Source organism: Dactylosporangium sp. CA-092794 (assembly GCF_050948465.1).
Classification (GTDB): Bacteria; Actinomycetota; Actinomycetes; order Mycobacteriales; family Micromonosporaceae; genus Dactylosporangium.
The window spans coordinates 5,522,201-5,534,690 of the sequence record NZ_CP192044.1 but is presented as its reverse complement, the minus strand read 5'-3'; the positions used below and the strand labels follow the sequence as shown (position 1 = coordinate 5,534,690).

The window sequence follows — 12,490 nt, the reverse complement described above, 5'->3', positions numbered from 1 at the left end:
GCTCGGACAAGTGGTCGTCCATTGAGCAATTGACGAGCGTCTACTGGGTAACCCTCAGGTCCGGACGATGCATCCCACGTTCCGGATCGCCAGCAGATCGATCTGCGTCATTGATGTGACGGGGAACACGCGGACTACGTCGAGGCGTAACCGGAGCGAAACGACCACCCCAGCCCCACGCGCAGCCATGGGTTCCGCAGTCGCTGGCCGATATCGCAGATCCGTGGCGAGTGTGCGCACCGCCCCGGTCCGCCGACGGCCGGGTGGCAGAGCCGGCCGGGCTGGCCGATGTCGTCGCGAGCCTTGGCCGGGTGCAGCCGGCAGGACAAGACGGCGCCGCACAACGACAGCCCCGCGGAGCACACGTGGGCGCGAGACGCCGCCGGCTCGGCGGCGGCCGGCCGACACCGCAAGGTCACTACCAGCAAGATCAGCTACACGGGTCGGCAACGCGCCGAGGTCCGCCGCCACGAACGGCTCGTCCGGCGAGCACCCGCGGCGCGATCGCCTGCCGGGCGGCGACGACCTTCTCCGCCCCCTGGGATCCGGCCGATGCCAGACGGCCGAGTCGTCCAGTTCGCCCCGGGTTCCGCCCGCGGTGGCCGTGGTCTATCCCCCCCGAGGCATGAGCGCGTATCTGATCAACACCGACGGTGGCCAGCCACGGCAACGAGTCGCGATCGTAGACTCTTCGCGTACAGCTCAAATTTGTTGCTCTTTCCCTCTTGGGATTCAAAATTGCTTTTTGGTTTTGCCCTGACTGGCGTGACCACTTGCAACCACGGGCGGGGCAGCGCAACGTGGCGCCGCGCCCTGAGAGCGAAAGAGCAATGAGCTATTCCGAGTAACGCTTCGGCTACCGACAGTCGGGTGATGCAGGCGTGGTTGAAGGAGCCGGGTGCCGCTGCGAGCCATGATCCGTTCGGTGCGCGGAGTGCGTCAACCGCGGGCAGCCAGCCGTCGGTCGAGTTCGTCGAGCAAGACGGATGGCCCGGGCGTCATCATGCCGACGTCGACCACGAAGGCGGGGGCGTCCGACCGGCGGTGCAGCCGTGGCGCCCACGCCCAGATCGGTGCCACGGCAGCGGCGTCAAGACTGGTAGGCGTGACGAGCAGTTCGGTGAACGGGCCGCGATAGCGCAGCCGTACCGTCTGGACCGCTGGCCATGGCAGGAACACCGGCTGCCGACGGGTTGCGGCAAATTCCAAGCCGGCCACCGAGACTCGTACCCAGGCCAGGCGCCGTCTCCAGATCAGCAGGACAACGCCCGCGACTACCGTCGGAAAAACCACGACACCCACTGCGGCCGAGACCACGTCGAACATGATCGGCGCGTGGCCGGACACGGCCACCCTCAGCACCATGAGGGCGACCTGAAGCAGCAGCCAGACGGACGCGAAGATCCACAGCAGTGCTCCGAACACCCGCCACCGACGGTTGCGGAAGGTCACTGCGTCTCCGGCAGGCGCGGCGATGGAATCGACGCTCGACACGTCGGTAATATACGCGGCTGACCTGCCCTACTTTCCGGTGGTCCGCAGTGGTGACACGCCGAATCCGTTGCGGTGCAACAAAAAGACGCAGCACCCCGGTAAGAAGGTGGTCCTCTCGCAGATCAACTTCATCGGGCGCCGCGCCGACGATGAGTGTCACATACACCTCGGTCCTGCCGGTACGCACCGAGACGGCGGTCCTGATCCTGCGCTGGTTCCTGGACGGCACCCGGATGAGCCAGTTGGCCCGGGACAACGCGATCGGCCGGTCCACAGGCTACGCCTACCTACACGAAGGCATCGACGTCCTCGCCGCCCGCGTGCCGAGCCTGCGCGGGGCGCTGCTGGCGGCCAAGACGGCCGGCTACAGCCACGTCACCATCGACGGCACGCTGATCGAAACGGACCGGTGCCGCACCGCAGGACCGACGCCCGATGTGGATCTGTGGTGGTCCGGCAAGCACACCAATCACGGCGGCAACGTCCAGGCCATCACCGTGCCGGACGGCTGGCCGATCTGGACCTCCGACGTACGGCCCGGCCGTGAGCATGCTCACCAGCGGATAGGCCCTGGGGGCGGAGTCCCTTGCGTGGACTCCGCCCCTCGGCGGTGGACCGAACTCGTCTTGCCTGCCCCAAGCAGATGTCAGGCTGTCAGTGCCGGTCCGCGCTGGCAGTCCGGATCGTGATGCCGGTCAGCAGCTCGGGATGGAGACGCCGTTGTCGGCAAATGCCTCGTCGCTGCCCCAGTTGCTCAGGTAGTAGGCGGAGACGTACTGGTTCTGCCACGGTGAGCCGGTGTCGAGGTCGGTTCTGAGCCACCAGTGGTTGTAGCTGCTGCCGCTGCCGATCTGGCGGCCCCAGTACTTGCAGTAGACGTAGTTGCTGCCGGCGTTGAGGGTTCCGGTCTGGCCGGTGCTGGTTTCGGAGGCGTAGCCGGGTGCGTTGGCGAATGTGGTCACCGTGTACTGCGTGACCGGCTGTGCGCCGCCGGAGCAGGTCGGGATGGTCACGCCGTTGTCGGCCAGTGCCTCGTCGCTGCCCCAGTTGTTGAGGTAGTAGGCGGAGATGTACTGGTTCTGCCACGGTGAGCCGGTGTCGAGGTCCGTTTTGAGCCACCAGTGGTTGTAGCTGCTGCCGCTGCCGATCTGGCGGCCCCAGTACTTGCAGTAGACGTAGTTGCTGCCGGCGTTGAGGGTTCCGGTCTGGCTGGTGCTGGTCGCCGACGCGTAGCCGGGCGCACTGGCGAACGTGGTCACCGTGTAGGTACCGGACGGCGGTGGGGTACTTCCACCCGAACCCACCTGTACGTCGAGGTAGTCCTGATCGATGTTGATCAAGTACCCGCCGTACGTCTCGTCGTGGCCACCGCTGTACTGGTGGACCCGCTGGTGGTTGGCCCAGAGCGTGCTCGGGATCGCCGGGTCGTACGTGGTGGCCCCGCTGCCGGGCCAGGATGCGAAGTCGATGACGTCGGGCATCGTGTACGAGGACTGGTTGTTCATCAGATCCGTGATGCTGGACGAGAGGCTGCTGTAGATCCCGGACTTGTACCCCAACGCATGCAGCTGTTGGGTCCAGGCGGACTCGAAGGTCAGGGCGATGCTGCTGTGCGAGCCGTAGAACTCCATGTCGTAGTAGAGCGTGCTACCCGCCGGCAGTCCCAATGCCTGCGCCTGGTTGACCGCATCGATTGCGGCGCTGCTGCCCTGGCTGGCCGGGGAGGTGATCAGGGTGCAATTCGGGCAGGATTGGGTGGACGCCTGGAGCCCCAGGTAGAGCGGGATGAAGTGCCAGCCCGCGCTCGCCTGTGCGGCGATCCAGCTTGCCGTCAGGTTGGGTTGCGAGCAGGAGCGGTTGCCGCCGCCGAAATAGATGCCGACAGCACGGTACGGTGAGCCTAGCCATGCGTTCATGGCCGCCGATGACGGTGCCGCGCATGCATCGAAGCCGTAGCCCGTGTAGTTGGTGGCATCCGAGCCCACGAGCGCCGATGTTGCGGCTTGCGTCGCGGCGGCCTTGCCCGCCGGCGTTGCCCCGGAGGCGGCTCCCGCCAGGCCGGTGGAGGGCAGGCCCGCACTGGCCAGGATCGCCTGGGCCGCAGCACGGTCCTGACCGTAGGTCACGCTGACCGTGAGGCCGTCGACCGACGTGGTGAACTCGTGAGCCGTGGCGTTCTCGACGGTCCGGGCCCCGCCGCTGGCAGCGGCGTCGGGCTGCACCAGGAGCGCCTCGCTGCGCCCCATCAACCGCGCCGGACAGTCCTGGTTGAGTCCAGGCCGGCCCAGGTAGACGGCGTGCCGGTCGAAGCGTACGCAGGTGTTCGGGTCGGACGTGAGGTCCACGACAGGCCATGAGTCCGGCACGGTGAACCGGTGACCCAGGTACGAGATGGTCTGGGTACCGGGCTGTGCAGGGGCGGCCTCCGCCGCCGACGCGGTCATGGCATCGATGCCAGCCAGCGCCGCGATCATCACGGCCGTTATTCCAAGGGCCGGCCAGGACGCTCGGGTTCTGGAGTTGTTGGGCACAGTTGACCCTCCAATTGGGACGGTGCGGTGTTCGGAGGTGAGATGAATGCCGAAATCTCCACCGGGCCGATCGTGATGCCGGCCAGCAGCTCGGGATGGAGGCGCCGTTGTCGGCGAAGGCCCTAGCCGCTAGGGCCTTCGCCGCTCATCTGCCGGCGGCTAAACCGACTTGTACCAGCTTTGCCACACGCTGTCGTCGCAGTTCGAGGCCATCCGGAAGCCATTGACGTAGCTGTCCTCGATGCACCGGCCGGTGGCCTGGTTCTGGAATCTGCGCGTCTCGTCGCCCCAGTACACGACCCACCAGCTCTGGTTCTCGCCGTCGTTGCAGTCCCAGGTGCGCAGGCCGAAGTCGAAGGTGTCGTCCAGGCAATGGGCGGTATACACATTTTGCAGCCGGACTGTCCCGTCGGCCCAGGAGTGAACTCTCCAGCGTTGCGGGTTGCCTTTGTTGGAATCGCACGGATAGGTCCGGAGTCCGTTGTTGAAGCTGTCTTCGAGGCAACGGTTGGTGCCCTGGTTCTGGTAGATGTAGACGGGATCTCCGGCCCCGGCCTGCGCCGCGGACGGTGCGGCCAGCAGCCCCGCCGCCATTGTCAAGATCCCGAGCAGCAGCCCGGGCAATGTGGGCCGGCGCCAGCGTTGCAATGTTGCCGTCATGGCTCCCTCACCTCTCTCTGGGTCAGGAGCCGAACGTACGGACGGTATGAGAAACGAAAACTAAGCGCGGACCGCACGTCAGATCCGCGGCGTGCGCAATCTGCCGCCCGACTGCCGCATCCGCAGGTCCGGGGGCGCGCAGGGCGTAGTCGCGACTGAGCGGCGCGTAGAATCGTGGTGCATAGAGTCTGGCCCATGCGAACCCGAATCCTGCTCGCCCCGGCCGTCCTCGCGACGGCGCTGATCGCCACCCCGGGCACCGCGTCGGCCTCCGACGCGTCTCCGTGCAGCCGCACACAGTTCACCGTTTACTCGATCTTCAAGGTCCAGTATTGTCCACTGTGGACCGGCAACGTGCCGGTGTACGACATCAGCGCCGTCTGGACCGGCGGGAACCAGGCCCCCGTCGGCTACCTGACCTACGGCGGATGGGCCAACTGGTTCAACGGCCAGGCGGAGTTCGGCGAATATGGCCTCAACGGCTACCAGAACAGATGGTGGGCGTTCACGCAGGCCGACAACGGCGCGTGGGGCTGGGTGCCGGAGGTGTACTTCAGCGGCGGCGGCAACGACGAGCCGGACAGTGGTCTCTACCAATGCGCCGCCGCCGGCAACTGGTGCACCCTGCCGTGAAAAGGATCGCGGCGTTACTGCTGCTCTGTACCGCGTTCATCGTCCTCCCGGCGCTGCCCGCCAGCGCCGGGACCTGCGGACAGACGAGCGCCACCACGGTTGACCCGAACACCGGCTGGCGGTTCACCAGCCGCTGGACCTGCGGCAACCGCGGCGGCGCGAGGATGTACGGCGACGCTGCCTACGGCACGCCGACCGCGTACATGGACAGCACGACGAGCTGGTTCCTGTGCTATCGGATCGGCGAGCCGCATTCCGGCGGCAACGACGTCTGGTACTACTCGCTCGGCGACCGCCCCTTCCCCGGCATGGAGTCGCGCGGCAATTGGGGCTATATGCCGGCGGTCGACGTCTACACCAGCACCGACCCGTGGCCGGGCATGGCCTCCTGCCCGGAGGCGTATTCCCCGCCCGCGCGGACAGACGGTCGTCGCACAGTGCTCTTCGTGCACGGTTACGACACCGGCGGCGACAGTTGCTCGTCGGTATGGGCGAACGCCAAGCAGATGTACCGCAACCACGGCTGGACCGACGACCTGCTCAAGACCGTGACCTACTACGGCGACTACTCGTCGTGCGACTACCGCCTGTACGGCAACGGCACCCGGGACATCCCCATCGAGGAGCTCGGCAACTCGCTGGCCTGGCTGATCTGGAATAACTGGTCGAAGTTCGGGGTGTCGATCGACATCGTCGCGCACTCGATGGGCGGCCTGGTCACCCGCGCCGCCATCACCGGCACCGAGCACCCGGACCTGTCGCCGTCCAACGCCCAGGCCTGGCCGCCATACCTCTATGTCGAAGATGTCAGCACCCTCAGTACCCCACACGGAGGCGCCTGGGCGGCCTCGACGCTCACCTGCATCGCGGCCTGGCACAACACGCAGTGCCGGCAGATGAGCAAGGACGACCCGTTCATGCGCGATTGGATCCAGGGCCGGGCGAACCCCCAGGCGCAGGTGCGCGGCGGCCGGGGCGGTACCGACTGGACGATCGAGGGGTCGGCCGACGATGGGCTGATCCACTACGACAGCGCCCTGGACTTCGCCGCGACCGCGAAGATGGGCCATAAGATCCTCTACAACCCTGGCCAGGGCCTCAGTCACGCGGGCATGCGCACCGCCGGCCCCGGCTCGTACGCCATGTACTACTGCGACTCGTACAACCCCTGCAACATGACCCCGCCATTCTCGACGATCTGGTCGTTCCCGGAATACGACATGGGCGGCTGGAACACCAATCCCGCCGGTACCGCACCGGTCGAGGTCGCGATGTGGGGCAACTATTACGCCGATGGACGCTGACCCGGCACTGGACCGGGTGCTGATCAACCGGCAGAATCGACGTCGGCAGATTTCTGCCGACGTCGTTCCTTCCGGCACCCGGTCCAGAGGCATCGCATGGAGTCATCGGCCCAGGCAGAGGCCAGTTCGACCCTTGTCGGCGTGTTGATAGAACGGCACCGGCGGCGGGCCGGACTCACTCAGGAATCACTCGCCGAGCGCACCGGGATCAGCGTCCGAGCGCTGCGCGACATCGAACGGAACCGGGTGCGACATCCCCACGCCGAATCCCTGCATCGGCTCGCCGCGGCCCTCGGACTGTCCGCGGCGGAGCGCGACGAACTGTTCGAGGTGCTCAACCGCAGCGGCCGCGCGCGGCGTGAGAAGACCGAGGTCGACGTGCTCGGCCCGCTGACCGTGTCCCGGGGCGGGCAGCCGATCGGGATCGCCACGTCCGCCCAGCGCGGGCTGCTCGGCCTGCTGGCTCTGCAGGTCGACCAGCCGGTGTCGCGGGACGAGATCGTCGAGATGTTGTGGGGTGCCAGGCCGCCGAAGACCGCGGCGACCCAGGTCCACGCCGCCGTCGGGCGGCTCCGCGCGATCCTGGAGCCGGATCGCGGCGAGCGTTCGGCGGACGGCGTCCTGCCGTTGACGCACGGTGGGTACCGACTCCACATCGACGGCGACGCGGTAGACGTGACGCGGTTCGTGGGCCTGGTCACGCGGGCGGCGAACGTCGAGGCGTCATTGCCGGCGGAGGCGCTGGGCCTGCTCGAAGAGGCGCTGCGGTGCTGGCGCGGGCCGGTGCTTGCCGACGCCAACCCTCGGTTGCGCGGGCACCCGGCCGCGGCCGCGCTCGGGCAGCAGCGGCTCGCCGCGGCGCTGCGCCTCGCCGACCTGGCGATCGAGCTCCGGCTGTACGAAACGGCAGTCACGCCGCTGTCGCGCCTGGCCCGCGCCGAGCCGTTCCACGAGGGGCTGCACACCCGGCTGATGCTCCTGCTGGCCGGTGATGGCGAGCGGGCCGCCGCTTTGCGGCTGTACGCCGAGGTGCGCGCCCGGCTCGTCGACGAACTTGGTGTGGAGCCGTCGCAGGAGATGCAGGCCGCGCACGTGCGGGTGCTACGCGACGAGGTGCCGCAGGCGCACGAGACGGTCGAGGTGCTCCGGCCCTCGACAGTCGCGCCGGTCCCGGCCCTGCTCCCGCCGGACATTCCGGACTTCACCGGCCGGGCGGCCGAGCTCTCCGCCGCCGGGAAACTGCTCGCGGCGGGCAAGAACGCGCTGGTCGTCGTCGGTGTCGCGGGCATGGGCGGGGTTGGCAAGACGGCGTTCGCGGTACACATCGCGCACAGCGTGGCCGCTGACTATCCGGACGGCCAGCTGTACGTCAACCTGCGCGGCATCGACCCGTCCCCGGCGACGCCGATCGAGGTGCTCGCCCGGTTCCTGCGCGCGCTGGGCGTCGACAGTCACGCGGTGCCCGACGACCCGGTCGAGGCCTCCGCGCTGTACCGCAGCCGGGTCGCCGGCCGGCGTATCCTCGTCGTGCTCGACAATGCCGCCGCGGAGGCCCAGGTCCGGCCGCTGCTGCCGGGCTCGGCGACCTGCGCGGTCATCGTGACCGGCCGGGCACGGCTGGCCGGGGTCGAGGGCGCACGCTGGTTCGACCTCGGCGACTTCGCGCTCACCGACGCGCTGCGCCTGCTGGGCGAGGTCGCCGGCGCGGACCGGGTCGCGGCCGAGCCCGCCGCCGCGGCCGAGCTCGTGCGCCTGTGCGGGCGGCTGCCGCTCGCGGTCCGGGTCGCCGGCGCGCGGCTCGCGGCGCGGCCCAGCTGGCGGCTCGCCGATCTCACCGCGCTACTCGCCGACGAACACCGCCGCCTCGACCGGCTCGCCGCCGGCGACCTGGAGGTGCGCGCGTCGCTGGCGCTGAGCTACCGCGGGCTGGGCGACGTCGCCAAGCGGCTGCTGCGCATGCTCGGCCTGTTCGACGCGCCCGACGCGCCGGTCTGGCTGGCCGCCTGCCTGCTGGAGGCACCGCTCGACGACGCGATCGAGCACCTCGACGCGCTCGTCGACGCACAGTTGCTGATGCTCGCCCGCACCGACCGGGTCGGGCAGGTGCGCTACCGGCTGCACGACCTCGTCCGGCTCTACGCCCGCTCGCTCGCGGAGCCGGCCGAGTCCGCGGACGCGCTGACCCGCGGCCTGGGCGCGTGGCTGGCCCTGGCCGAACGGATGGCCGTCGCGGTGCCCGGCCCGTGCTTCGCGGTGCTGTCCGGCCCGGCCGCGCGCCCGCCGGTGCCCGACCTGACCCGCTTCGACCCCCTGGAATGGTTCGACGCCGAGCGCTCCGCCCTGCTGGCCGCGGTGCGGCAGGCATGCGACCACGGCCTCGACGACCTGGCGTTCGACCTGGCGGCCTCGCTGGAGAAATACTTCGACCTGCGCGGCATGTACGAATCCTGGCGCGCCACCAACGAGCGGGTCATGCTGCTGTGCCAGCGCACCGGCAACACGCTCGGCGAGGCGGTGATGCTACGCGGCCTGGCCGAGGTGCGCGCCTGGAACAGCACCAACGCCGACGCGATGGCGGGCCTCGAGGCGGACGGCCGGCTGCTGGTGGCGATGTTCACCGCCCTGGCCGAGCCCCGCGGCATGGCCGACGCGGAGGTCATGCTCTCGTGGGGCCTCTCGGCCCGCGGCGCCCTGCCGGCGGCCCTGGCCGCAGCCGAGCGCGGACTGCTCCTGGCGACCGACGCCGTTCACCTGGGCGGCCGCGCCCGCGCCCACGTGGCCATCGCCCTCGCGTACCGCGAGCAGGGCCGCTTCGACGGCATCCCGGACCACCTGCACGCTGCCCTCGACGACGCCCGCGCCCTGGGCAACCCGCGCTACGAGGCCGCGGTCCTGCAGTTCCTCGGCATCTTCCACAGCGAGGCGGGCCTCCTCGACGAGGCGCTCGGCTATCTGGACGAGTCGCGGGCCATCTCCCAGCGCTACCGCGACCACTACGCGGAGGCGCTCACGATGCTCGCCTTGTCCCGGGTGTACTACAAGCAGGCCGACCCGCGGGCCCGGTCCGCCGCCGAGGCATCCCTGACCCTGGGCCGCCAGTACAACATGTCCCACCACGTCGCCGACGCACTGGGGGTGCTGGGCGAGCTCGACCTGGTCGACGGCCGCCAGGCCGACGCGCTCGCCCATCTGACGGAGTCGGTGCGGCTGTGGCGAACCCGCGGCTGGCCGTCCTTCCTGGCGGCGGCCCTGCGCACCCTCGGTGACGCGCAGTCGGCGACCGACCCGACCGCCGCCCGCGCCTCGTGGACGGAGGCCCGCGACCTATACGCCGGCCTGGGCTCGACCCGCGAGACGACCGAACTGGACGCAAGGTTGTAGTCGGCCGGTCAGACGTACGGGCCTGTCAGCGAGAGCCGACTCGGCGGGTGGGCCAGCAGCCAGTCGCCAAACGGTCGCGGCGGGCCCGCGCCGTAACCCTGGGCGTCGTGGTCCACGCCGATCAGCCGGAGTTCGTCGAGGCGGTGTCTTGCGCCATGCCGGACAAACACCCGTCGGGCATTCGCCGCCGCCAACCAGTAATAACGCCGCCGAAAACCGTCGGCCAAGTGGTGCCCGCCGCGCGTCCCAACGCGCTGTCCGGGCGGCGGCCGGCAATCACGTCCCACCCGGTCGCCGTGGAGCACGGGGTAGCGACCGGAAGTCTCCGCGATCATGCTGTGCCCGCCGCCGACACCAACGGTTTTTCATGATCGTGGAGTGGTGATGTACCCCTGTGTACCGAAAGGCTCCGGGATCATGGCAAACCCGGTGTGCGGTCACCGCGAGCATCATGATCACGGAGACATACGTCCGCCCCGGCCCACGCGGATCGGATGATGGTGCGCCCGGCGGGTGCGACAGCCGCACCATCACCCGGCCGCGCCGCCCAGGGGGCGGCGCGTGCCCTGATCGACGGCCATCGACACCCGGCCGGCACGGCGGCGGCCGCCCGACATGAATCACCACGATCAGGCGCGGGCGTATGCGTACATCGCGATGCGACGGCTCGTTATCGGAAATGAAAACGAGTATCGTCTGGCGCGTTCACGCAGCTAGTGTCCCCGAGGAGCAGCAACCATGCGCCCTGTCCGGCGTTCCATAGCCCCCTTCGCCGTCGCCGTCGCCCTGGTGGTGCCGCTCGCCGCCTGCGGCGATGACGCCGGCTCCGCGCCGGCCGCCGACGGCGGCAAGCTGGCGGTGGTCGCCACGACGACCCAGATCGCCGACTTCGCCCGCAACATCGGCGGCGACAAGGTCGCCGTCACCCAGATCCTCAAGCCCAACGTCGACCCGCACGACTACGAGCCGACCCCGGCCGACATCACCGCGATCGGCGGCGCCAAAGTGCTGATCAAGAACGGCGTGGGCCTGGAGAAGTGGCTCGACGAGACCATCGGCTCGGCCGGCTTCAAGGGCAGCGCCACCGATGCCAGCGCCGGGGTGAAGATCCGCGAGGGCAACGGCGACGAGGAGGAGAAGGACGGGGACCCGCACATCTGGCACGACCCGCGCAACGCCAAGATCATGGCGCAGAACATCGAGAAGGCGTTCGCCGCCGCCGACCCGGCCGACGCCGCCGTCTACGAGCAGAACCTGGCCGACTACTCCGCGAAGCTGGACGCGCTCGACGCCGACATCCAGAGCAAGATCGACAAGCTGCCGCCGGACGGGCGCAAGCTGGTCACCAACCACGACGCGTTCGGCTACTACATCGACCGGTACAAGCTCGAGTTCGTCGGCTCGATCATCCCGAGCTTCGACACCTCCGCCGAGCTGTCCGCGCAGGACATCGACGACATCGTCGCGAAGATCAAGCAGACCGGCACCAAGGCGGTGTTCTCCGAGAGCTCGCTGCCGCCGAAGACCGCCGAGGCCATCGGCAAGCAGGCCGGGGTGAAGGTCGTGGCCGGCGAGGACGCCCTCTACGGCGACACGCTCGGCCCCGAGGGCTCGGCCGGCGACACGTACCTCAAGATGGAGGAGCACAACACCGACGTCATCGTGCAGGCGCTCGGTGCCTGACGTTGCCGAACCGGGCCCGGCGCTGCGCATCGAGCACGCCAGCGTCGCCTACGACGCCGAGCCGGTGCTCACCGACATCAACGGCAGCGTGCACGCCGGCGACGTCGTCGCGCTCATCGGGCCCAACGGGGCCGGCAAGTCGACGCTGATCAAAGCCATTCTCGGTCTGGTACCGGTGGTGTCCGGCGCGATCACCGTGCTGGGCCGCACGCCCGCGGTGGCCCGGCGCGATGTCGGATACGTGCCGCAGGCCGACGCCCTCGACCCGCAGTTCCCGGTCTCGGTCGCGCAGGTCGTGCTCATGGGCCGCTACCGGCAGGTCGGCTGGCTGCGCCGCCCCGGCCGGGCGGACCGGCGCATCGCCGCCGAGGCCCTGGAGCGGGTCGGCCTCGCCGACCGGGCAGGCGCCACCTTCGGCACCCTCTCGGGCGGGCAGCGCCAGCGCGTGCTGCTCGCCCGGGCGATCGCCGCGCGGCCGCGGCTGCTGCTGCTCGACGAGCCGTTCAACGGCGTCGACCTGGTGAGCCAGGACGCCCTGCTGGGCGCGCTGGCGGAGCTCAAGCGGCAGGGTACCGCCGTGCTCATCTCCACCCACGACCTCGCCCTGGCCCAGCACGTCAGCGACCACGCCTGCCTGCTCAACCGGCGCATGTTCGGCTTCGGCCCGACCGGCGCCACCCTCACTCCCGGCCTGCTGCGCGCCACCTACGGCAGCCAGGCCCTCGAACTGCACGGCGACCAGATCGTCGTCGCCCACCACTGAGGCGCCATGCACGCCACATTTGTCGAGCCTTTCACGGTACC

At 69.5% G+C, this 12,490-nt stretch carries 9 protein-coding genes and 1 pseudogene; 7 read left to right on the top strand and 3 right to left on the bottom strand.

Translation table 11 applies throughout. From position 1 onward, the window contains the following. Positions 1–939: 939 nt before the first annotated feature. Positions 940–1,494, bottom strand: coding sequence for a hypothetical protein (locus ACQPXD_RS23735; protein WP_432842031.1), 555 nt, complete (start codon positions 1,492–1,494; stop codon positions 940–942). A gap of 149 nt (positions 1,495–1,643) precedes the next feature. Between ACQPXD_RS23735 and ACQPXD_RS23730 the strand changes: the two are divergent. Further along, a pseudogene (locus ACQPXD_RS23730) lies at positions 1,644–2,045 on the top strand (transposase family protein); the annotation flags it as partial. 144 nt (positions 2,046–2,189) lie between these two features. Here ACQPXD_RS23730 and ACQPXD_RS23725 read toward each other — a convergent pair. Next, positions 2,190–3,938 (bottom strand): DUF1906 domain-containing protein, encoded by a 1,749-nt coding sequence (locus tag ACQPXD_RS23725; RefSeq protein ID WP_432842029.1) that lies wholly within the window; start codon positions 3,936–3,938, stop codon positions 2,190–2,192. Between the two features lie 246 nt (positions 3,939–4,184). Next, positions 4,185–4,685 (bottom strand): RICIN domain-containing protein, encoded by a 501-nt coding sequence (locus ACQPXD_RS23720; protein ID WP_432842027.1) that lies wholly within the window; start codon positions 4,683–4,685, stop codon positions 4,185–4,187. 195 nt (positions 4,686–4,880) lie between these two features. Here ACQPXD_RS23720 and ACQPXD_RS23715 point away from each other — a divergent pair, with 195 nt between their 5' ends. The 6 genes from ACQPXD_RS23715 (at position 4,881) to ACQPXD_RS23690 (ending at position 12,449) form a co-directional block, all read left to right on the top strand. Continuing rightward, positions 4,881–5,318 carry a hypothetical protein gene (locus ACQPXD_RS23715; protein WP_432842025.1) on the top strand — a complete coding sequence of 146 codons (438 nt, stop codon included), beginning with the start codon at positions 4,881–4,883 and terminating at the stop codon, positions 5,316–5,318. Beyond that, positions 5,315–6,622 carry an esterase/lipase family protein gene (locus ACQPXD_RS23710; protein WP_432842023.1) on the top strand — a complete coding sequence of 436 codons (1,308 nt, stop codon included), beginning with the start codon at positions 5,315–5,317 and terminating at the stop codon, positions 6,620–6,622. The genes ACQPXD_RS23715 and ACQPXD_RS23710 overlap by 4 nt, the downstream gene beginning before the upstream one ends. A 141-nt stretch (positions 6,623–6,763) precedes the next feature. Continuing rightward, positions 6,764–10,003 carry a BTAD domain-containing putative transcriptional regulator gene (locus ACQPXD_RS23705; RefSeq protein ID WP_432842021.1) on the top strand — a complete coding sequence of 1,080 codons (3,240 nt, stop codon included), beginning with the start codon at positions 6,764–6,766 and terminating at the stop codon, positions 10,001–10,003. A 107-nt stretch (positions 10,004–10,110) separates the two neighbouring features. Further along, a complete protein-coding gene (locus ACQPXD_RS23700) occupies positions 10,111–10,374 on the top strand; it encodes a hypothetical protein (RefSeq protein WP_432842019.1) in 264 nt (87 codons plus the stop codon). A gap of 367 nt (positions 10,375–10,741) precedes the next feature. After that, positions 10,742–11,686 (top strand): metal ABC transporter substrate-binding protein, encoded by a 945-nt coding sequence (locus tag ACQPXD_RS23695; protein WP_432842017.1) that lies wholly within the window; start codon positions 10,742–10,744, stop codon positions 11,684–11,686. After that, positions 11,679–12,449, top strand: coding sequence for a metal ABC transporter ATP-binding protein (locus tag ACQPXD_RS23690; protein WP_432842015.1), 771 nt, complete (start codon positions 11,679–11,681; stop codon positions 12,447–12,449). The genes ACQPXD_RS23695 and ACQPXD_RS23690 overlap by 8 nt, the downstream gene beginning before the upstream one ends. Positions 12,450–12,490: the final 41 nt, after the last annotated feature.

Bases quoted from the DNA above. Each gene is read 5' to 3' on its own strand.
- ACQPXD_RS23725 (WP_432842029.1), bottom strand. From the start codon at position 3,938: ATGACCGCGTCGGCGGCGGAGGCCGCCCCTGCACAGCCCGGTACCCAG.
- ACQPXD_RS23720 (WP_432842027.1), bottom strand. From the start codon at position 4,685: ATGACGGCAACATTGCAACGCTGGCGCCGGCCCACATTGCCCGGGCTG.
- ACQPXD_RS23715 (WP_432842025.1), top strand. From the start codon at position 4,881: ATGCGAACCCGAATCCTGCTCGCCCCGGCCGTCCTCGCGACGGCGCTG.
- ACQPXD_RS23695 (WP_432842017.1), top strand. From the start codon at position 10,742: ATGCGCCCTGTCCGGCGTTCCATAGCCCCCTTCGCCGTCGCCGTCGCC.